This is a genomic window from Klebsiella sp. K5-204 (genome assembly GCF_030128585.1).
Lineage (GTDB): Bacteria > Pseudomonadota > Gammaproteobacteria > Enterobacterales > Enterobacteriaceae > Klebsiella > Klebsiella quasipneumoniae.
In genome coordinates, this window is record NZ_JAKUZS010000005.1 from 110,706 (window position 1) to 130,837 (window position 20,132).

Consider the following 20,132-nt stretch of genomic DNA (forward strand, 5'->3'; position numbering starts at 1 on the left):
ATCCGGCCTGGACAATACGCAATATAAACCGGTTGAACGGTTTCCACAGGCTCGCGCCAGCGAAGCGCCGCCGGGTGATTTCAGCGCGCACCCGAATATAATATTCAGGTGCGCCAGGTAATATTAAAAATCTATTCTTCGGCTCGCGTGACTTATTATTTTAAAGGGGTCAATGGTTTTATTTTTCCATGCAGCGCCGGATTATCGCTTTCATCTTTCAGGCGCACGCCGGTAAGTCGTCGTAAAAAAGCCTGCTCCAGCAGCCAGGCCAGTTTAAAGGCGGCGGCGTCATGGCTCAGCCCTTCCGGGCGAATATTGGAGATACAGTTGCGCTCTGACTCCAGCCGCTGCCGATGGGGCTGCCAGGTGAGGTAGACGCCGAGGCTGTCCGGCGAGGAGAGGCCCGGTCGTTCGCCAATCAGGATCGCCACCGCGCGGGCTTTCAGGGTTTCGCCAATATCATCCCCCAGCGCCACCCGCGACTGATGGGCCAGCACCACCGGCGCCAGGCCGATCCCCAGCGTCTGCAGCCAGGGCAGCAGGGCGCGGATCAACGGCACCGCCTGACGCTCTACCGCCCAGGAAGAGAGGCCGTCGCCGATCACCAGCAGCAGGTCGGCGGGGCGGACGCCGCTGGCGGCGAGGTCGGCGCGACTCTCGTCGGCGAGCTGCCGCCCGAGATCCGGGCGCCGCAGATAGGTATGACGGTCCTGCGCGGCGCTGTGCACCGTCAGGGTGTCGAGGCCGAGCGCCGCCAGCGGCGCCACCAGCAGCTGGCTGGCGAACGGCTGATGAATGGCGTCCCGCGCTCTGGCGTGGGCCAGACCAAAGTTAAGGACTTCGCGGGTCGGCAGGCTGGCGCCGCTGCGGCCCAGGGCGATCCGCGCATCGGTAAATTCACGCAGCGGGTTCCAGGCGTCGGGACGGTTCATACGGGGGCTCCTTGCGGCAGAACGGACAGCAGCGGATGGCGGGCGTCGGTGAGCCGCAGCGCGCCGTGCGGATCGATAATTTGCATCTTCGCCAGCCAGTCGGCGAACTCCGGGGCATGCTTTAAGCCCAGCAGACGACGGGCGTAGAGCGCGTCATGGAACGAGGTGCTCTGGTAATTAAGCATGATATCGTCCGCCCCTGGCACGCCGATCAGGAAGGTGAGCCCGGCGGCGCACAGCAGGGTCAGCAGGGTGTCCATATCATCCTGATCCGCTTCCGCGTGGTTGGTATAGCAGACGTCGCAGCCGATCGGCAGGCCCATCAGCTTGCCGCAGAAGTGATCCTCCAGCCCGGCGCGAATAATCTGCTTACCGTCGTAGAGATACTCCGGACCGATAAAGCCGACCACCGTATTGACCAGCAGCGGTTCAAAGTGGCGGGCGACGGCGTAGGCCCGCGCCTCGCAGGTCTGTTGGTCGACGCCGTGGTGGGCGTTGGCCGACAGGCAGCTCCCCTGGCCGGTCTCAAAATACATTACATTGTTGCCGAGGGTGCCGCGACCGAGGCTGAGGGCCGCCTCGCGGGCCTCCTGCAGCATGGCAAGGTTGATGCCGAAGCCGCTGTTGGCCGCTTCGGTTCCCGCCACCGACTGAAACACCAGATCCACCGGCGCGCCGCGCTCAATCAGCTGCAGCGTATTGGTGACGTGGGTCAGAATGCAGGACTGGGTGGGAATGGCGAAGCGCTGGATAATATCGTCCAGCATCACGTTCAGCTGCGCCAGCACCGGTAAGCTGTCGCTGGCCGGGTTGATGCCGATCACCGCATCCCCGGCGCCGTACAGCAGTCCGTCGAGCATACTGGCGGCGATGCCTTTCAGGTCATCGGTGGGATGATTGGGCTGCAGGCGCACGCTGAGGTGGCCGGGCAGGCCGATGGTGTTGCGAAAGCGCGTCACCACCTGACACTTGCTGGCGGCGAGGATCAGATCCTGATTGCGCATCAGCTTGCTTACCGCCGCCGCCATCTCCGGGGTGATAGCGCGGGCGACCCGCTGCAGCGTGGCGGTATCGGTGGCATCGTCCAGCAGCCAGTCGCGGAAATCGCCGACCGTCAGGTGACGCAGGGCGGCAAAGCCCTGCGCATCATGGGTGTCGAGGATCAGGCGGGTCACTTCGTCCTGCTCGTAGGGGATAAGCGGGTTGTCGAGAATGTCGGTCAGCGGCACCTCGGCGAGGGTCATTTTCGCCGCCATCCGCTCTTCGGCCGAGTGGGCGATAACGCCCGCCAGGGCGTCGCCGGAGCGGGCCGGCGACGCTTTCGCCATCAGCGTTTTCAGACTATCAAAGCGCCATACCTGGCCCGATAGCGTGGTTTTATACATGCCGCCTCCTCAGGAGACCGTGCGCAGTTGAGGATCCACTGGCGCCCGTTCACGGGCCGCTGCGGTTTTGCGGAACCACAGGTAGCCGCCGAGCATCATCGCCGCGAAAATCAGCGCCAGCAGCAGGTTATACCAGACCATCGCCACCAGGCAGATCACCGCCATGCCGAGGGCAAAGGCCGGCGCCAGCGGGTAGAGCGGCGCGCGGAACGGACGGATCAGCTTCGGCTCGCTACGGCGCAGTTTGAACAGCGCCGCCATGGAAGTGATATACATAACAATAGCCCCAAATACCGACATGGTGACGATGCAGGCGGTCAACGGCATGCCGCTGATGGTGATCAGCGAGTCGGAGAAGATCGCGGCGATACCCACCACGCCGCCGGCGAGGATCGCCAGATGCGGGGTGCGGGTGCGGCGGTTGAGGGAGGCCAGCCCGGCGGGCAGATAGCCGGCGCGGGCGAGGGAGTAGATCTGCCGCGAGTAGCCCATAATGATGCCGTGGAAGGAGGCGACGAGGCCAAACAGCCCCAGCCACACCAGCATATGCAGCCAGCCGCTGCCGTTGCCCACCACCGTCTTCATCGCCTGAGGCAGCGGGTCGTTGATATTGGACAGCGCGCGCCAGTCGCCGACGCCGCCGGCGAAGACCATCACGCCGATCGCCAGCACCGTCAGCGTCAGAATGCCGCCGCCCAGGGCGCGCGGAATGGTGCGCTGCGGATCTTTGGCCTCTTCGGCGGCCATGGAAGCCCCCTCAATGGCGAGAAAAAACCAGATAGCGAACGGAATGGCGGCGAACATCCCCGGCAGCGCCAGGCCGCTAAAGCTTTCCGCGCCCGCCCAGCCGTTGGCGGTGAAGTGGCTCCAGGAGAAGCCGGGGGCGACCACGCCCATAAACACCAGCAGCTCGAAGATGGCCAGCAGGGTGACGATCAGCTCGAAGGTGGCGGCGATGCCGACGCCGAGGATATTGAGCGTCATAAAGATCACGTAAGCGCCGCAGGCGACCCACTTCGGATCCAGCGCCGGAAACTGCACGTTGAGGTAGGCGCCGATGGCCATGGCGATGGCCGGCGGGGCGAAGACGAATTCAATCAGAGTGGCAAAACCGGCGATAAATCCGCCTGTGGGCCCGAAGGCGCGGTAGGCGTAGGCGAAAGGGCCGCCAGCGTGCGGGATGGCGGTGGTCAGCTCGGTAAAGCTGAAAATAAAGGCGCAGTACATGGCGGCGACCGCCAGGGCGACGACCATAAACCCCATCGTGCCCGCCTGCGACCAGCCGTAGCTCCAGCCGAAGTACTCCCCGGATATCACCAGTCCGACGGCGATCCCCCATAAACGAAAACTGCCGAGCGTTCTTTTTAAGGTGGTGGTGTGCTCTGTCATACGTGTTGCCTCGCCAGATAGAAAGGTTCTGAACGACAGGCTGCAAAGAGAGTGCCAGAACGTTGTCCGCCGCGATGAGGCGCCAGCCCGTGGCGCGCTCACCGGCGCTGCGCAAAAATGGGGCAGGCTGCACGCTGTCGGCGCGCGACCTGGTGCAGCGGCTTTGCTTTTTCCGCGGTGGCACGGTATAACACTTCTTCTTTTGGATGTTTAGATGTCTATACGTTTATACGCATCATGGCCCGGGCAAGCGGGCTGGCGTGAGAAAATAAAATGCAAAGCACAACACAACAACAAGGTGGGCAACTGAAGCGCACCATGAAAACGCGCCATCTGATCATGTTGTCGCTCGGCGGCGTGATTGGCACCGGCCTGTTCTTTAATACCGGCTATATCATCTCCACCACCGGCGCGGCCGGAACGCTGCTGGCGTATCTGATTGGCGCCCTGGTGGTCTGGCTGGTGATGCAGTGCCTCGGCGAACTGTCGGTGGCGATGCCGGAGACCGGCGCCTTCCATGTTTACGCGGCGCGCTACCTTGGCCCGGCGACGGGCTATACCGTGGCGTGGCTCTACTGGCTGACGTGGACGGTGGCGCTGGGTTCGAGCTTCACCGCCGCCGGCTTCTGTATGCAGTACTGGTTCCCGCAGGTGCCGGTCTGGATCTGGTGCGTGGTGTTCTGCGCGGTGATTTTCGGCCTTAACATCATTTCGACCCGCTTCTTCGCCGAAGGCGAGTTCTGGTTCTCGCTGGTGAAAGTGATCACCATCATCGCGTTTATTATTCTCGGCGGCGCGGCCATTTTCGGCATCATTCCGATGCAGGATGGCTCCCCGGCGCCGGGCCTGCGCAATCTCACCGCCGAAGGCTGGTTCCCGCACGGCGGCCTGCCGATCCTGATGACCATGGTGGCGGTGAACTTTGCCTTCTCCGGGACGGAGCTTATCGGCATTGCCGCCGGAGAGACGGAAAACCCGCATAAGGTCATTCCGGTCGCCATCCGCACCACCATCGCCCGGCTGATTATTTTCTTTATCGGCACCGTGTTTGTGCTGGCGGCGCTGATCCCGATGCAACAGGCGGGGGTGGAGAAAAGCCCCTTCGTGCTGGTGTTTGAAAAGGTGGGCATCCCTTACGCGGCGGATATTTTCAACTTTGTGATCCTGACGGCGATCCTCTCGGCGGCCAACTCCGGCCTGTACGCTTCCGGGCGGATGCTGTGGTCGCTGTCGAACGAGAAGACGCTGCCGGCCTGCTTTGCCAAAGTCAATAAACGGGGCGTGCCGGTGACCGCGCTGTCGGTGAGTATGCTGGGCGGCGTGCTGGCGCTGTTCTCCAGCGTGGTGGCGCCCGATACGGTGTTTGTGGCGCTGTCGGCGATCTCCGGCTTTGCGGTGGTGGCGGTGTGGTTGAGCATCTGCGCCTCGCACTTTATGTTCCGCCGCCGCCATCTGCAGCAGGGTAAGGCGCTGAGCGATCTGCAGTATCGCGCCCCCTGGTATCCGGTGGTGCCGATTCTGGGCTTTGTGCTGTGCCTGGTGGCCTGCGTGGGCCTCGCTTTTGACCCGAGCCAGAGAATTGCGCTGTGGTGCGGGATCCCCTTTGTGGCCCTGTGCTATGGTGCCTGGTATCTTACTCGTTCACGGAAAATGACTCAGGAGCCTCAACATGTCGCAGACTAATCCGTTTACCGCCCTGCTTGCCGCCCAGCCTTTTGTGCTGCTGGACGGCGCCATGGCCACCGAGCTGGAGGCCCGCGGCTGCGATCTGGCTGACAGCCTGTGGTCGGCGAAAGTGCTGCTGGAGAACCCGCAGCTGATCCGCGATGTGCATCTCGACTACTTTCGCGCCGGGGCGCAGGTGGCGATCACCGCCAGCTATCAGGCCACTCCCGCCGGCTTTGCCGCGCGCGGCCTGGATGATGCGCAGTCCCGGGCGCTGATCGGCAAAAGCGTCGAGCTGGCGCGCAAAGCGCGCGAGGCGTACCTCGCCGAGAATCCACACGCCGGCACGCTGCTGGTTGCCGGTTCGGTGGGGCCGTATGGCGCCTTTCTCGCCGACGGCTCGGAGTATCGCGGCGATTATCAGCGCAGTGCGGCAGAGTTCCAGGCCTTCCACCGCCCGCGCGTCGAAGCGCTGCTGGATGCGGGCGCCGACCTGCTGGCCTGTGAAACCCTGCCGTCATTCGCCGAGATCCAGGCCCTGACAGCCCTGCTGCAGGAGTATCCCCGCGCCCGCGCCTGGTACTCCTTCACGCTGCGCGACGCCGAACATCTCAGCGATGGCACGCCGCTGCGCGAGGTGATGGCCGCCCTGGCGGATAACCCGCAGGTGGTGGCGGTGGGCATCAACTGTATCGCGCTGGAAAATACGCCCGCGGCGCTGGCGCATCTGCACAGCCTGACGGCGCTGCCGCTGGTGGTCTATCCTAACTCCGGCGAACATTATGATGCGGTGAGCAAGACCTGGCACCATCATGGCGAAGCCTGCGCCAGCCTGACGGATTATCTGCCGCAGTGGCTGGCGGCCGGGGCGAGGCTGATCGGCGGCTGCTGCCGCACCACGCCGAAGGATATCGCTGAGCTTAACGCGAAGCGCTGAGTTTTGTGCCGGGTGGCGCTGCGCTTACCCGGCCTACACCTTGCGCGATCTGTAGGCCGGGCAAGGCGTAGCCGCCACCCGGCGCCAACCCTCTCCCGCCAATCCACCACGCAAAATCAACTATCCTTTCCCGCTTTTGTTCTAAAAACGATTCGCTATTAGCCAGAATTTTTAATTACTTCATCTCCATCCTGATGCCGGAAATACTGCACCTATAACAACTCAGGGGAAGCAGACATTATGGCATTCACATCGCGAATTACTCTTCTGGCGGCGCTGGCCGTCGCCGCCTTCCAGGCGCAGGCGGTCAATGTGACCGTGGCGTATCAAACCTCCGCTGAGCCGGCGAAAGTCGCCCAGGCGGACAACACCTTCGCCAAAACCAGCGGGGCGACCGTCGACTGGCGGAAATTTGACAGCGGCGCCAGCGTGGTGCGCGCCCTGGCCTCCGGCGATGTGCAGATCGGCAATATCGGCTCCAGCCCGCTGGCGGTGGCCGCCAGCCAGCAGGTGCCGATTGAAGTGTTCCTGCTCGCTTCAAAGCTCGGCAACTCCGAAGCGCTGGTGGTGAAGAAAAGCATCACCAAACCGGAAGATCTGATCGGCAAGCGCATCGCCGTGCCGTTTATCTCCACCACCCACTACAGCCTGCTGTCGGCGCTCAAACACTGGGGCATCAAGCCGGGCCAGGTGCAGATTATTAACCTGCAGCCGCCGGCGATTATCGCCGCCTGGCAGCGCGGGGATATCGACGGGGCTTACGTCTGGGCGCCAGCGGTTAACGAACTGGAAAAAGAGGGCAAGGTGCTGACCGATTCCGCGCAGGTCGGGGAGTGGGGCGCACCGACCCTCGACGTCTGGGTGGTCCGTAAGGACTTCGCCGAGCAGCATCCGGAGATCGTCAAAGCGTTTGCTAAAAGCGCCATCGACGCCCAGCAGCCCTACATCGCCAACCCGGATGAGTGGCTGAAGCAGCCGAACAACATCAGCAAGCTGGCGCGCCTGAGCGGCGTGCCGGAAGCCGATGTCCCGGGGCTGGTGAAGGGGAACACCTACCTGACCGCCGCTGAGCAGGCGCAGGCGCTGAACGGGCCGGTCAATCAGGCCATCGTCGATACTGCGCGCTTTCTGAAAGAGCAGGGCAAAGTGCCCGCGGCGGGAACCGATTATCGTCAGTACGTTACTGACCGTTTCGTGAAGTAAAGGAGGCGGCGATGCTGCAAATCTCGCATCTTTCCGCCGACTATGGCGGTAAACCGGCGCTGGCGGATATCAACCTGACGCTGGAGAGTGGGGAGCTGCTGGTGGTGCTGGGGCCTTCGGGCTGCGGTAAAACTACCCTGCTGAACCTGATTGCCGGATTCGTGCCCTATCAGCACGGCAGCATCACCCTCGAAGGTCAGCGGGTGACCGGGCCGGGCGCAGAGCGCGGCGTGGTCTTCCAGAACGAAGGCCTGCTGCCCTGGCGCAATGTGCAGGATAACGTGGCGCTGGGGCTGCAGCTGGCGGGCGTGGATAAAGCGCAGCGGCGGCAAGCGGCGGCGCAGATGCTGAAAAAGGTCGGCCTCGAAGGGGCGGAAAAGCGGTTTATCTGGCAGCTGTCCGGCGGTCAACGCCAGCGGGTGGGCATCGCCCGGGCGCTGGCGGCGAATCCGCAGCTGTTGCTGCTGGATGAGCCCTTCGGCGCGCTTGACGCCTTTACCCGCGAGCAGATGCAAACGCTGCTGCTGACGCTCTGGCATGAGACCGGCAAACAGGTGCTGCTCATCACCCATGACATTGAAGAGGCCATCTTTATGGCGACCGAGCTGGTGCTGCTGTCGCCGGGGCCGGGGCGGGTGGTGGAGCGGCTGCCGCTGGATTTCAGCCGCCGCTTTGTCGCGGGCGAACCCTGCCGCAGCATCAAATCCGACCCGCGGTTTATTGAACAGCGGGAATACATTCTGAGCCGGGTGTTTGACCAACGGGAGGCTTTCTCATGAGCGTGGTACTGAACGACAAACCGCGTCAACTGACGCTGAAGTGGCGCTGGCCGCTCTCCCGTCAGCTCACCCTCAGCGTGGCGACCCTGGCGGTGTTGCTGGCCGTCTGGTGGGCGGTCGCGGCGCTGCAGCTGATTAGCCCGCTATTTCTGCCGCCGCCGGGCCAGGTGCTGCAGAAGCTTATCACTATCGCCGGGCCGCAGGGCTTTATGGATGCGACGCTCTGGCAGCACCTGGCGGCGAGCCTGACGCGGATCGTTATCGCTCTGCTGGCGGCGGTGCTGATCGGCGTGCCGGTGGGGATCGCCATGGGGCTCAACTCAACGGTGCGCGGGATCCTCGATCCGCTGATCGAGCTTTATCGTCCGGTGCCGCCGCTGGCCTACTTACCGCTGATGGTGATCTGGTTTGGCATCGGTGAAACGTCGAAGATCCTGCTGATCTACCTGGCGATTTTCGCCCCGGTAGCGATGTCGGCGCTGGCGGGGGTAAAAAGCGCGCAGCAGGTGCGGATTCGCGCCGCCCGTTCGCTGGGCGCCAGCCGGGCGCAGGTGCTGTGGCTGGTGATCCTGCCCGGCGCGCTGCCGGAGATCCTCACCGGGCTGCGCATTGGTCTTGGCGTCGGTTGGTCAACGCTGGTGGCCGCTGAGCTGATCGCCGCCACCCGCGGGTTAGGATTTATGGTGCAGTCCGCCGGCGAGTTTCTCGCCACCGATGTGGTGCTGGCGGGGATCGCGGTGATTGCCATTATCGCCTTTTTACTGGAACTGGGTCTGCGCGCGCTGCAGCGGCGCCTGACGCCCTGGCATGGAGAAGTACAATGAGTGAACGTCTGAGCATTACCCCGCTGGGGCCGTATATTGGCGCGCAGGTGACCGGGGCGGATTTAACCCGTCCGCTGAGCGACAACCAGTTTGAGCAGCTGTATCACGCGGTGCTGCGTCATCAGGTGGTATTCCTGCGCGAGCAAAATATCACCCCGGCGCAACAGCGCGACCTGGCGCTGCGGTTTGGCGACCTGCATATCCATCCGGTCTACCCTCACGCCCCAGGCGTCGAGGAGATTATCGTCCTCGATACCCACAACGATAATCCGCCGGATAATGACAACTGGCATACCGATGTCACCTTTATCGACACGCCGCCCGCCGGCGCCATTCTGGCGGCGAAAGCGCTGCCGACGACCGGCGGGGACACCCTGTGGACCAGCGGTATCGCCGCCTGGGAGGCGCTGTCAGAGCCCTTCCGGCAGCTGCTGAGCGGCCTGCATGCGGAACACGATTTCCGTAAATCGTTCCAGGAGTATAAGTACAACCACACGGAAGCCGAGCATCGGCGCTGGCAGGAGGCGGTGGCGAAGCATCCGCCGCTGCTGCATCCGGTGGTGCGTACCCACCCGGTGACCGGCAAGCAGGCGCTGTTCGTTAATGAAGGCTTTACCACGCGGATTGTCGACGTGACCGAGAAAGAGAGCGCGGCGCTGCTGAGCTTCCTGTTTGCCCATATCACCAAACCGGAGTTTCAGGTGCGCTGGCGCTGGCAGCCGAACGATGTCGCTATCTGGGATAACCGGGTAACCCAGCATTACGCCAATGCCGACTATCTGCCGCAGCGGCGGATCATGCACCGGGCGACGATCCTTGGCGATAAGCCGTATTACCGGGCGGGGTAAGGCTTGTATTAGCCGCGAGCCGCGGAGAAAAGCGGATGCTGCATTGCCCGCTGCTTCCCGGAGGCGGCGCCTGACGCGGCTTTTCCGGGCGACCGAACCGTCGGAAACGGTGAACCGTAGCCCGGCTAAGGCGCAACGCGCCGCAAGCCGGGAAAAAGCGTTTATGCCGATTTTTGCGCACCCAGATGCGCGCCAATATAGCGCTGATAGCGATTGGCCTTCAGGTAGGTGAGATCCACCAGCACCAGACCATCCACGCAGTTATTGAAATCCGGATCGCTGCCGAAATCGATAAACTGCACTCCGCCCGGCTCGCACACTTCCGAGTACTGCTTATACAGCGGCGGGATCGCGCAGCCGATATTGCCTAGCAGGGACTTCAGCCGGGCCAGGTCGTCGTTGTAATCCTCCCCGCCAAACTGCGCCAGCACGTCGGGCAGCGAGGCCGGATAAGGGCGACGCGACTCCGCCAGCGGATGCGTCGCCGGGAACCACAGCCGGTAGAACGCCACCAGCAGATCGCGAGCGGCGGGCGGCAGCCCGCCAGAAATCGATACCGGGCCAAACAGATAGCGATAGTGTGGATAGCGCGCCAGATAAGCGCCGATGCCGGACCACAGATAGTCCAGCCCGCGTCGACCCCAGTAGCGCGGCTGGATAAAGCTGCGCCCCAGCTCAATGCCGTGCTGCAGGATGTCGTCCATCCGCCCGTCGTAGTGGAAGAGACTGGAGCTGTAGATCCCCTCGAGGCCGCGCTTTGCCAGCTGTATAGCCGTCGGCATAAAGCGGTAAGCGCCGACGATTTCCAGATCTTCTTCATCCCACAGGATCAGATGCAGATAGTCGTCGTCATACCGGTCGATATCCCGCCGTTTGCCGCTGCCTTCCCCGACCGCGCGGAAGGCGATTTCCCGCAGGCGCCCCAGCTCGCGCAGCAGCGGCGCCTCCTCCTGGCCGTTGCGCTGCCAGAGGTAAATCACTTTGCCGTCGGCGGTGCGGCCCAGGCATTCGGCCTTGTGCAGTTCGCGTTTAAGCCGCGCCCGGTCTTCCGGACGGGCGATGGCGCTTTCGGTTTTAAACCGCCCCGGCAGCCCTTTGCGCAGCTGGTCAAGGTGCTGATAGCAGCGGCCGGTAAGCTCGCGAGCGCTGGACTGGGCATCGAACCAACTCGACCAGGGGATCTGCTGGCCGATACGCACCGGCAGGCTGCTGTTGCGCCGGCGAAACATCTGTTGCATCAGCAGGAGCAGCGGCAGGTTGTCGGAGACCAGGGTGCTGGCGTAAAACAGGGCGCTGTTGTGGGCGTTAATCCACGCCGGCAGCAGCGGGGCGCGATATTTTGCCGCCAGCTTAATAAAGCCCGAGTGCCATTTTTTATCGCGGATGCCGCGACGGGTGAGGCGGGAGACTTCCCCCGCCGGGAAGAAGATCAGCACCCCGCCGGCCTGCAGCTGCTGGTCCATCTGCTGCAGCGCCGTTTTAGCGGTGCGGCCATGAATATTATCCACCGGGATAAACAGCGAGCTCAGGGGCTCAAGGTGGGTGAGCATGCGGTTGGTGACCACTTTGACATCGCGGCGCACGCGGGATACCGCATACAGGAGCGCCAGGCCGTCGAGGGTGCCGGTGGGGTGGTTAGCGATAATGACCAGCGGGCCATATTCGGGGATTTGTTCGAGATCGTGCGCCGGGATAGCGCAGCGGATATTGAGGTATTCCAGCACCTGTTCGACCGTATCAAGCCCCTTCAGGTGGCGGTGACGGTCGGCAAATTGTTGAAACTCTTCCTCATAAAATAGCTTTTTTAACAGTTTCTTTTGCCAGGGGGCGGGCCTCGCCTGAGGCCACAGGTCATCGAGTACGTTGTCGAGACTAAACATAGTGGCTCCTCCTCCGTCCTGCCCAGACAGTAGAAGGTAGAGATGTCGTTCAGATTACAGTTGGGTGAAGTTTCGCTCGCAGCGGGTGAGGTTTCCCGGATAGCGGCTAACGCCTCATCCGGGCTATGGTTGGCGCCGATTTGTAGCCCCGGTAAGCGTCAGCGCCACCGGGGAGAGGCTATCGGCGTTCACCGCAGCTAAGATCAAAGCTATCGCCAGCCCAGTTTGGGGGATATAGCCCGTGCTGGACATCGCGATGAAAGGTTGAAAATGGCCAATCGATCACCCGGGTGACCCAGCCATGCTTAAGTGGATTGATATGGATGTAATCAACGTGTCGGCGGTAATCATCTTCATCGCGTATGGCATGCTCCCAGAAGCGCGGTTGCCAGAGGGGTTGTCGTTTTAACGTTCTGGTAAAACAGCCTTTGATATCTCTCCAGCGTGAAGAAAAATCGTCATCGTTATGAGGTAGTGTCCAGATGCAATGCAGATGTTCAGGCAACACCACCCAGGCATCAATAATAAAGGGGCGATGTTGTTTAACAACAGCGACAGAGTAGCGCAATAATTCTATGTTTTCAGTTAGGTGCATGCTTCTACGGTCTTTAAGGTTAACAGTGAAGAACCAGGTTCCCCCCTTAATGTAATAACGTCGATAAGCCACCACAGGATCTCCTGGAATTCGGTATTTATGATGTGGTTTAACACGTTAGAAGGCGAAATCCGGTACGCCAAGGAGAAGGCGCAGAAGGTGGAAAGCAGCGCGCAAAGTTTTAGCTACAGATATTGATTAGCGCCTGTCCCCGGATAGCGGCGCAAGCGCCTTATCCGGGCTACGGTGTGGTGGTCGCGATAAATACAGCGCACCGGGGATGAGGTTTGGTAGCCCCGGTAAGCGCAGCGCCACCGGGGAGAGGGAGGCTTAACGGAGGATTTTTTTCTCGGCCAGGTCGAGGGCGAAATAGCTGAAGATCAGGTCGGCGCCCGCGCGTTTGATCGCGCCAAGGCTTTCCAGAACCACTTTCTCTTCATCGATAGCGCCCGCCTGGGCGGCGAATTTGATCATCGCGTACTCCCCGCTGACCTGATACGCGCCGAGCGGCAGATCGCTGCGCTCGCGGATATCGCGCAGAATATCCAGGTAGGCGCCAGCCGGTTTCACCATCAGGCAGTCGGCGCCCTGGGCTTCATCGAGCAGCGACTCGCGAATGGCTTCCCGGCGGTTCATCGGGCTCATCTGATAGGTTTTACGATCGCCCTTCAGCGCGGTACCGGCCGCTTCGCGGAACGGGCCGTAGAAGGAAGACGCGAACTTGGTCGAGTAGGACATGATCGCCGTATTGGTGAAGCCGGCAGCGTCCAGCGAGCGGCGAATCGCCTGCACCTGACCATCCATCGCGGCGGAAGGGGCGATGAAGTCCGCGCCGGCGGCGGCGGCGACAACGGCCTGTTTGCCGAGGTTTTCCAGGGTCGCGTCGTTGTCCACCCCGTGGTCGCACAGCACGCCACAGTGGCCGTGGGAGGTGTATTCGCAGAAGCAGGTATCGGACATGACGATCATCTCCGGCACCGTGGACTTACAGATCCGCGACATACGCGCCACCAGACCATTTTCATTCCAGGTATCGCTGCCGATGGCGTCGGTATGATGAGAAATGCCAAAGGTCATCACCGAGCGAATGCCGGCATTGGCGATGCGTTCGATCTCGCGCGCCAGATATTTTTCCGGAATACGCATCACGCCGGGCATAGCCTCGATCGCTTTGTAATCATCAATTTCTTCTTCAACAAAGATCGGCAACACCAGGTCGTTCAAACTCAGTGTTGTCTCTTCAAACAGGGCGCGCAGCGCAGCGGATTGACGCAGGCGGCGGGGGCGAGTGATTAAATCTGTCATGGTTTGCCTGATTTTGTGAAATGAAAGACGGTAGTGTAACTGAAATGGCAGCGGGATGTTTCGCCAAAACGATCGTTATGTCGCATCGGCGAAACCTCCCCCGGGCTTACTGGCTGGCCGTCTGCATGTTGGGCTGCGCGCCGCTCAGCTCGCTGACCAGGTCGTTGATGCCATCGCTCATATTGTTGAAGCGGGTTAACGGCGAGCGGGTCACCACCACAAAAGCGCCGACGTTAGCCTGCGGATTCATCGCCATATAGGTGATAAACCCGCCGCCGCCGCCGGTTTTCTGAATAATCCCCGGATGGCCATTCTTCGGCTTCATATACACCCAGCCAAGCCCCAGCGCGTCGGCGCGGCCCGGCACGTCCATACCGATCACCCGGGTCAGCTGGTTACGCTGATAAATCAGCGTCTGCATCCGGTCGGCCTGCTGGCCGCGGGTATAGAAATCGGATGACAGGAACTGCTGCATCCAGCGCATCATATCCCCCGGCGTCGAGTAGACTCCGCCGCTGCCGATTGCCGCCAGGGTGTTGTTGCACGGGCTGGCGCCTTTTTCCGGGATCATCAGCCGCTGGCACTGGTCCGGCGACGGGGTAAAGGTGGTGTCCTTCATCCCCAGCGGCCGGGTGATCTGTTCTTCAAACAGCTGCGGATAAGGTTTGCCGGCGGCGGTGGAGAGCGCGTCCGCCAGTAAATCAAAGGCCAGGTTGGAGTAGGCTGCCTGCGAGCCCGGCGCGGTCTTCAGGGTCGCGGTAGAGAGCCAGCTCCAGCGCTGCTGGCGGGTCGGCCAGACAAACACCGGGCGATGGGCGGCGCCGCCAGGCTGTTCGCGCGGCAGGGCGCTGGTATGGGTCGCGAGATTCACCAGGGTGATCGGTTTTCCCTGCCAGTCAGGCACCCGGGCGCCCGGCGGGGCGTATTTGCTCAGCGGATCGTCGAGTTTCACCACCCCCTGGTCGAGCAGCTTCACCAGCATCTCGCTGGTCATCAGTTTGCTGAGGGAGGCGATACGGATCACCGAGTCGAGCTGCGGGTGCTGATTATTCCCGGGGCGGGTTTCGCCAAAGCTGCGAAACACACGCTGATTGCCATCGATCACCACCAGCGCCATGCCGGTGGCGCCGCTGCCGTAGTAGATATGATTGGCGTAACGATCGACCACATCCGAGGCGAAAACCGGGTCAACGGTGGGCTGTACGGCCTGCGCCGAGGTCCACGACGCCGCGCACAGCGCAGCAAAAATGAGCAAACTACGTTTCAACGGAAATCATCCATTAAATAAATAAAAGAGAAGAGGGTATTTATACTACGAAGTGGCGCAGAACAAAGCGGGATTCACGACATTCCTGCAGGAAAAAGGTAACGGTGCGTAAAAAAGACTTTTTTACGCTTTCGGATATCGGCTTTTTTCGCCGGCGCGTATGATGACCGTTTGGCTGAAGGTTCGCGGGAGAAAACAATGGCGGCTCAACGGGTAGTGATGGTCGTGGATATGCAAAACGGCGTGTTCGCCACGCCGCGTCTGGCGCGTGAGCGCTGCGTCGCGCAAATTAATCGTCTGGTGCGCGCGGCGGATAAGGTCATTTTTATTCAACATGATGAGGCCGGCGGCCTCGAAGCCGGCAGCGAAGGCTTCGCCCTGCTCCCTGAGCTGGAGCAGCCGGCCGGCGCGCTCTATGTCACTAAAACCGCCTGCGACGCCTTCTACCACACCTCGCTGGAGCAGGTGCTGCGGGAACACGACATTCAGCAGTTTGTCATCTGCGGTTGCGCCACCGACTACTGCCTCGACACCACCATTAAAAACGGCGCCAGCCGCGGATACGGCATTGTTATCGCGGAAGATGCCCACACCACCGCCAACCGCCCCGCCGCGCAGGCCGCGACGCTCATCGCCCACTACAATGAGGTGTGGCGTACGCTGACCGTTCCTGGCAATCCTTTACAGGTGAAACCCACAGAAACAATTCTGCACGCCTGGCAGCAGAACTAAGCTGTTGATATCCGGTCTTATCATCCGTCTGCCCCGCGAGAACGCTTTCACGCGGCGGCCGACGTATGCGTCGTATACAGCAATAGCAGAACGATAAGAAGTTAGCAGGAGACAATGATGTTTAAATCTTTTTTCCCCAAACCGGGGCCGTTTTTTATTTCTGCCTTTATCTGGTCGCTGCTGGCGGTGATCTTTTGGCAGGCGGGCGGCGGCGACTGGCTGCTGCGGGTCACCGGGGCATCGCAGGATGTGGCGATCAGCGCGGCGCGCTTCTGGTCGCTCAACTATCTGGTGTTCTACGCTTACTATCTGTTTTGCGTCGGCGTGTTTGCGCTGTTCTGGTTTGTCTACTGCCCGCATCGCTGGCAGTACTGGTCGATTCTCGGCACGTCGCTCATCATCTTCGTCACCTGGTTTCTGGTGGAAGTGGGGGTGGCGATCAACGCCTGGTATGCGCCGTTCTATGACCTGATCCAGAGCGCGCTGGCCACCCCGCATAAGGTTAGCATCAACCAGTTTTATCATGAGATCGGCATCTTTCTCGGCATCGCGCTCATCGCGGTGATCATCGGCGTGATGAACAACTTTTTCGTCAGCCACTACGTCTTCCGCTGGCGCACGGCGATGAACGAACACTACATGGCCCACTGGCAGCATCTGCGCCATATCGAAGGCGCCGCGCAGCGTGTGCAGGAAGACACCATGCGCTTCGCCTCCACCCTGGAGGATATGGGCGTGAGCTTTATCAACGCGGTGATGACCCTGATCGCCTTCCTGCCGGTGCTGGTGACGCTCTCGCAACACGTTCCCGACCTGCCTATCGTCGGTCACTTGCCGTATGGCCTGGTGATTGCCGCGATCGTCTGGTCGCTGATGGGGACCGGCCTGCTGGCGGTGGTGGGGATTAAGCTGCCGGGTCTGGAGTTTAAAAACCAGCGCGTGGAAGCGGCCTATCGTAAAGAGCTGGTCTACGGCGAGGACGATGAAACCCGCGCCACGCCGCCGACGGTGCGCGAGCTGTTCAGCGCGGTGCGTCGCAACTATTTCCGTCTCTATTTCCACTATATGTATTTCAATATCGCCCGCATTCTCTATCTGCAGGTGGATAACGTTTTCGGCCTTTTCCTGCTGTTTCCGTCGATCGTTGCCGGTACGATTACCCTCGGGCTGATGACGCAAATTACCAACGTTTTCGGCCAGGTGCGCGGTTCGTTCCAGTACCTGATCAGCTCGTGGACGACGCTGGTGGAACTGATGTCCATCTACAAACGTCTGCGCAGCTTTGAGCGCGAACTGGACGGCAAGCCGCTGCAGGAAGCGATCCCGACATTACGTTAATCAAGACAAGGAAGCAGGATGGCCGCACGTTTATCGCGCATTATACCCGGTTCATTGACGCTGCTGGCGGCCGTGGTGCTAAGCGCCTGTACCAGCCAACAGGCGCCGGTGTTGAAAGAGGGCGAGAAGCCCGTTGACGTGGCGTCGGTGGTGCGGCAGAAAATGCCCGCCAGCGTCAAGGATCGGGAGGCCTGGGCGCAAGCCATCGCCACCGCCTTTGACAGCCAGAAGCTGGCGCCGACGGAAGAGAACGTCTGCTCGGTGCTGGCGGTCGCGCAGCAGGAGTCCAATTATCAGTCCGACCCGGTGGTGCCGGGGCTGAATAAAATCGCCTGGCAGGAGATCGACCGCCGGGCGGAAAAAATGCACATTCCGCTGTTTCTGGTCCATACCGCGCTGAAGATCACCTCGCCAAACGGCAAAAGCTACAGCGACCGTCTGGACAACGTGAAGACGGAAAAGCAGCTGAGCGCTATTTTTGATGACTTTATCGGGATGGTGCCGATGGGGCAGAAGCTGTTCGGCTCCCTGAACCCGGTGCACACCGGCGGCCCAATGCAGGTCGGCATCGCCTTTGCCGAGCAGCACACCTCCGGCTACCCGTGGAAAATGAACGGTACGGTGCGCCAGGAGGTCTTCAGCCTGCGCGGCGGCCTGTGGTTTGGCACCTATCATCTGCTGAACTACCCGGCCAGCTACAGCGTGCCGCTGTACCGTTTTGCCGACTTTAACGCCGGCTGGTATGCCAGCCGTAACGCCGCCTTCCAGAACGCGGTGGTGAAAGCCAGCGGGGTGAAACTGGCGCTCGACGGCGACCTTATCCGCTATGACAGCGATGAGCCGGGCAGCACCGAGCTGGCGGTGCGCCGCCTGGCGGGCCAGCTGGGGATGAGCGACAGCGAGATCCATAGCCAGCTGAAAAAGGGCGACAGCCTGGCGTTTGAGAAGACCGACCTCTATCAACAGGTTTTCCGCCTCGCGGATAAAAAAGCGGGCAAAACCCTGCCGCGGGAGATGTTGCCGGGGATCCAGCTTGAGAGTCCGAAAATCACCCGTAATCTGACGACGGCGTGGTTTGCGAAACGGGTCGATGAGCGGCGGGCAAGCTGTATGGCGCGGCGTTAACGGCGCCGACGCCAGCGCACAATGAGCGCCAGCAGCCCGATGAACGAGCAGCCGATCAGAAAAGGGATCAGGCCAAAGAGGGTGCCAACGGCGAGGCTGATGTCGACCTGTGGACGGCTGGCGTCCTGGGCCTGCATCAGGCGCTCAAAGACTCCCGGGGCGTGGATCAGCATGCTGAGCATCTGCGCGCCGGCCCAGCAGCAGATCAGGACGAACAGTCCGTAAGCGACATGGCTGCCGGTCAGCGCCCCTCTTTTTTTATTTCCCAAAAGCGATTTTGAAAAACTGAATTCAGCCATAGGCCCTCCCACCTCTGTACTGCTGGTTTTTTCTCCAGCTCTATGGCAGGTATTCTGGCAGTGCGACGCCGTCGCCAGTATCAGATTGCTGGTAATTGCCCTCCAGGAATAATCCTGTTTTCGCCGTTGTGTTAACCGCGCCACAGGAAGGGAAAAGGGAGACCGGCGTCGCAATCCAGCAACATTCTCCATATCGCTACAGACCGCCGCGGGCGGCTATGCGAAGATGCGTTTTTTGCTGTTGGAGGCCGCATGAAGCTCACTGATAAAATTCGCCGCGACTGGCACTACTACGCGGTGGCGCTGGGGTTAATTTTTATTCTTAATGGCGTGGTGGGGCTGCTGGGGTTTGAGACGCAGGGCTGGCAATCTTACGCCGTCGGTCTGGTCACCTGGGTGATAAGCTTCTGGATCGCGGGCTTTGTGATCCGCCGCCGCCCGGCAGAAGAGGCCTGAGGCCGCCGCTGCCAGGCGGGGTAAACGCGTTTTAGTTCATGGAGGTTTTCAGCGCCCGGTCCGCGGCATGGCGCTCCAGCGCCAGCTCAATCAGGCGAGTGATCAGACTGGTGTAATCGAGGCCGCTGGCCTGCCACAGCTTCGGATACATGCTGATGTTGGTGAAGCCCGGCAGGGTGTTGATCTCGTTGATCACCACCTCGTTGTCGGCGGTGAGGAAGACGTCGACGCGGGCCATGCCGCTGCAGCCCAGGGCCTGGTAAGCCTGCACCGCGATAGCGCGGATCTTGTCGTTGATCTCCGGGGCGATAGCGGCGGGGACCACCACCTGCGCGCCCTGGTCGTCGATATACTTGGTGTCGTAAGCGTAAAACTCGCTGTTGAGGACAATTTCGCCGCAGGTACTGGCCTGCGGGTGGTCGTTACCCAGCACCGCACACTCAATTTCCCGGCCTTGAATGCCTTGCTCTACCACCACTTTATGGTCAAATTCAAAGGCCAGGGCCACCGCCTGATGGTACTGCTCTTCGTTTTTAACTTTGCTGACGCCAACCGACGATCCCTGGTTGGCCGGCTTAACGAACAGCGGCAGGCCCAGCTTCGCTTCGACATCGGCAAAGCTGAACTGCGCGCGGTTGGCGCGGGTCAGGGTGATAAACGGCGCGACGGCGAGCCCGGCGTCGCGCAGCAGGCGTTTGGTCACATCTTTGTCCATACAGGCCGCAGAGCCCAGCACATCGGATCCGACGAAAGGCAGATTGGCCATGCGCAGCATCCCCTGCAGGGAGCCATCTTCGCCCAGCGTGCCGTGGACGATGGGGAAAATCACATCGATGGCCGCCAGCGGCTGGCCGCTTTCGGCGTTAATCAGCTGCTGCGCTTCACGGCCCGGGATCTGCGCCAGGGTCACCGTTGAAGGGCGCAGGGCGATGCGGGCAGGATCCTGAGCATTGAGCAGGTAGTTGCCGGCGTCGTTGATGTGCCATAGCCCCTGTTTATCAATCCCCAACAGAACCACATCGAAGCGTGATTTATCAATCGCTTCCACGATATTCTTCGCTGACTGCAGCGACACTTCATGCTCTGCCGACTTACCGCCAAAAACGATCCCAACCCTCATCTTTGCCATTTCAACTTCCATCCAGATTACATCAAAGGGCATAACATACCATG

The 20,132-nt window shown here is 61.2% G+C and carries 20 protein-coding genes; 11 read left to right on the plus strand and 9 right to left on the minus strand.

The features are described from left to right. Positions 1–155: 155 nt before the first annotated feature. The 3 genes from eutC to eat are packed head-to-tail and all read right to left on the minus strand — an operon-like array spanning position 156 to position 3,706. Positions 156–932, minus strand: a complete 777-nt coding sequence (gene eutC / locus MKR05_RS14400; RefSeq protein ID WP_284118269.1) for an ethanolamine ammonia-lyase subunit EutC — start codon at positions 930–932, stop codon at positions 156–158. Further along, positions 929–2,317 carry an ethanolamine ammonia-lyase subunit EutB gene (locus MKR05_RS14405; RefSeq protein WP_023288556.1) on the minus strand — a complete coding sequence of 463 codons (1,389 nt, stop codon included), beginning with the start codon at positions 2,315–2,317 and terminating at the stop codon, positions 929–931. Before MKR05_RS14405 ends, eutC begins: the two co-directional genes overlap by 4 nt. Positions 2,318–2,326: 9 nt before the next feature. Further along, positions 2,327–3,706 carry an ethanolamine permease gene (gene eat / locus MKR05_RS14410; protein WP_032453381.1) on the minus strand — a complete coding sequence of 460 codons (1,380 nt, stop codon included), beginning with the start codon at positions 3,704–3,706 and terminating at the stop codon, positions 2,327–2,329. A gap of 62 nt (positions 3,707–3,768) precedes the next feature. Here eat and MKR05_RS14415 point away from each other — a divergent pair, with 62 nt between their 5' ends. The 7 genes from MKR05_RS14415 (at position 3,769) to tauD (ending at position 9,962) form a co-directional block, all read left to right on the plus strand. Further along, positions 3,769–3,897: a hypothetical protein gene (locus MKR05_RS14415; protein WP_072199122.1), complete on the plus strand. Its 129-nt coding sequence runs from the start codon at positions 3,769–3,771 to the stop codon at positions 3,895–3,897. A gap of 82 nt (positions 3,898–3,979) precedes the next feature. After that, positions 3,980–5,389 (plus strand): S-methylmethionine permease, encoded by a 1,410-nt coding sequence (mmuP, locus tag MKR05_RS14420; RefSeq protein WP_032453383.1) that lies wholly within the window; start codon positions 3,980–3,982, stop codon positions 5,387–5,389. Continuing rightward, positions 5,376–6,308, plus strand: a complete 933-nt coding sequence (gene mmuM / locus MKR05_RS14425; RefSeq protein WP_032453384.1) for a homocysteine S-methyltransferase — start codon at positions 5,376–5,378, stop codon at positions 6,306–6,308. The genes mmuP and mmuM overlap by 14 nt, the downstream gene beginning before the upstream one ends. A 240-nt stretch (positions 6,309–6,548) precedes the next feature. After that, positions 6,549–7,511 carry a taurine ABC transporter substrate-binding protein gene (gene tauA / locus MKR05_RS14430; protein WP_180265254.1) on the plus strand — a complete coding sequence of 321 codons (963 nt, stop codon included), beginning with the start codon at positions 6,549–6,551 and terminating at the stop codon, positions 7,509–7,511. A gap of 11 nt (positions 7,512–7,522) precedes the next feature. After that, complete coding sequence (gene tauB, locus MKR05_RS14435; RefSeq protein WP_023288561.1) at positions 7,523–8,290, plus strand: taurine ABC transporter ATP-binding subunit; 768 nt, start codon at positions 7,523–7,525, stop codon at positions 8,288–8,290. Further along, the gene (gene tauC, locus MKR05_RS14440; protein WP_032453385.1) at positions 8,287–9,114 is read left to right on the plus strand and encodes a taurine ABC transporter permease TauC; all 828 of its coding nucleotides are present in this window, start codon (positions 8,287–8,289) and stop codon (positions 9,112–9,114) included. Before tauB ends, tauC begins: the two co-directional genes overlap by 4 nt. After that, positions 9,111–9,962, plus strand: a complete 852-nt coding sequence (tauD, locus tag MKR05_RS14445) for a taurine dioxygenase (protein WP_087849703.1) — start codon at positions 9,111–9,113, stop codon at positions 9,960–9,962. Before tauC ends, tauD begins: the two co-directional genes overlap by 4 nt. A 161-nt stretch (positions 9,963–10,123) precedes the next feature. Here the strand turns inward: tauD and MKR05_RS14450 are convergent, their stop codons facing one another. The 4 genes from MKR05_RS14450 to ampH all read right to left on the minus strand — a co-directional run bounded on the left by MKR05_RS14450 (position 10,124) and on the right by ampH (position 15,009). After that, positions 10,124–11,842, minus strand: a complete 1,719-nt coding sequence (locus MKR05_RS14450; RefSeq protein WP_284118270.1) for a lysophospholipid acyltransferase family protein — start codon at positions 11,840–11,842, stop codon at positions 10,124–10,126. A gap of 178 nt (positions 11,843–12,020) precedes the next feature. Next, positions 12,021–12,512, minus strand: a complete 492-nt coding sequence (locus tag MKR05_RS14455; protein ID WP_284118271.1) for an REP-associated tyrosine transposase — start codon at positions 12,510–12,512, stop codon at positions 12,021–12,023. 255 nt (positions 12,513–12,767) lie between these two features. Continuing rightward, complete coding sequence (gene hemB, locus MKR05_RS14460; RefSeq protein ID WP_064155215.1) at positions 12,768–13,742, minus strand: porphobilinogen synthase; 975 nt, start codon at positions 13,740–13,742, stop codon at positions 12,768–12,770. Between the two features lie 106 nt (positions 13,743–13,848). After that, positions 13,849–15,009 (minus strand): D-alanyl-D-alanine-carboxypeptidase/endopeptidase AmpH, encoded by a 1,161-nt coding sequence (ampH, locus tag MKR05_RS14465; RefSeq protein ID WP_023288566.1) that lies wholly within the window; start codon positions 15,007–15,009, stop codon positions 13,849–13,851. Positions 15,010–15,228: 219 nt separating this feature from the next. Between ampH and MKR05_RS14470 the strand changes: the two genes are divergently transcribed. The 3 genes from MKR05_RS14470 to MKR05_RS14480 all read left to right on the plus strand — a co-directional run bounded on the left by MKR05_RS14470 (position 15,229) and on the right by MKR05_RS14480 (position 18,204). Continuing rightward, entirely contained in the window at positions 15,229–15,741 is a 513-nt protein-coding gene (locus tag MKR05_RS14470; protein WP_072096510.1) for an isochorismatase family protein, read from the plus strand. 117 nt (positions 15,742–15,858) lie between these two features. Beyond that, entirely contained in the window at positions 15,859–17,079 is a 1,221-nt protein-coding gene (gene sbmA, locus MKR05_RS14475; protein ID WP_032453450.1) for a peptide antibiotic transporter SbmA, read from the plus strand. A gap of 18 nt (positions 17,080–17,097) precedes the next feature. Then, positions 17,098–18,204, plus strand: coding sequence for a DUF1615 domain-containing protein (locus tag MKR05_RS14480; protein WP_284118272.1), 1,107 nt, complete (start codon positions 17,098–17,100; stop codon positions 18,202–18,204). On the opposite strand, the gene MKR05_RS14485 is transcribed toward MKR05_RS14480, so the two are convergent. Then, positions 18,201–18,503, minus strand: coding sequence for a YaiY family protein (locus tag MKR05_RS14485; RefSeq protein WP_023288568.1), 303 nt, complete (start codon positions 18,501–18,503; stop codon positions 18,201–18,203). The two genes, MKR05_RS14480 and MKR05_RS14485, sit on opposite strands and share 4 nt — an antisense overlap. A 252-nt stretch (positions 18,504–18,755) precedes the next feature. Here MKR05_RS14485 and MKR05_RS14490 point away from each other — a divergent pair, with 252 nt between their 5' ends. After that, complete coding sequence (locus MKR05_RS14490) at positions 18,756–18,959, plus strand: DUF2754 family protein (protein ID WP_004204881.1); 204 nt, start codon at positions 18,756–18,758, stop codon at positions 18,957–18,959. Positions 18,960–18,990: 31 nt separating this feature from the next. On the opposite strand, the gene ddlA is transcribed toward MKR05_RS14490, so the two are convergent. Beyond that, positions 18,991–20,088, minus strand: a complete 1,098-nt coding sequence (ddlA, locus tag MKR05_RS14495) for a D-alanine--D-alanine ligase (RefSeq protein ID WP_023288569.1) — start codon at positions 20,086–20,088, stop codon at positions 18,991–18,993. Positions 20,089–20,132: the final 44 nt, after the last annotated feature.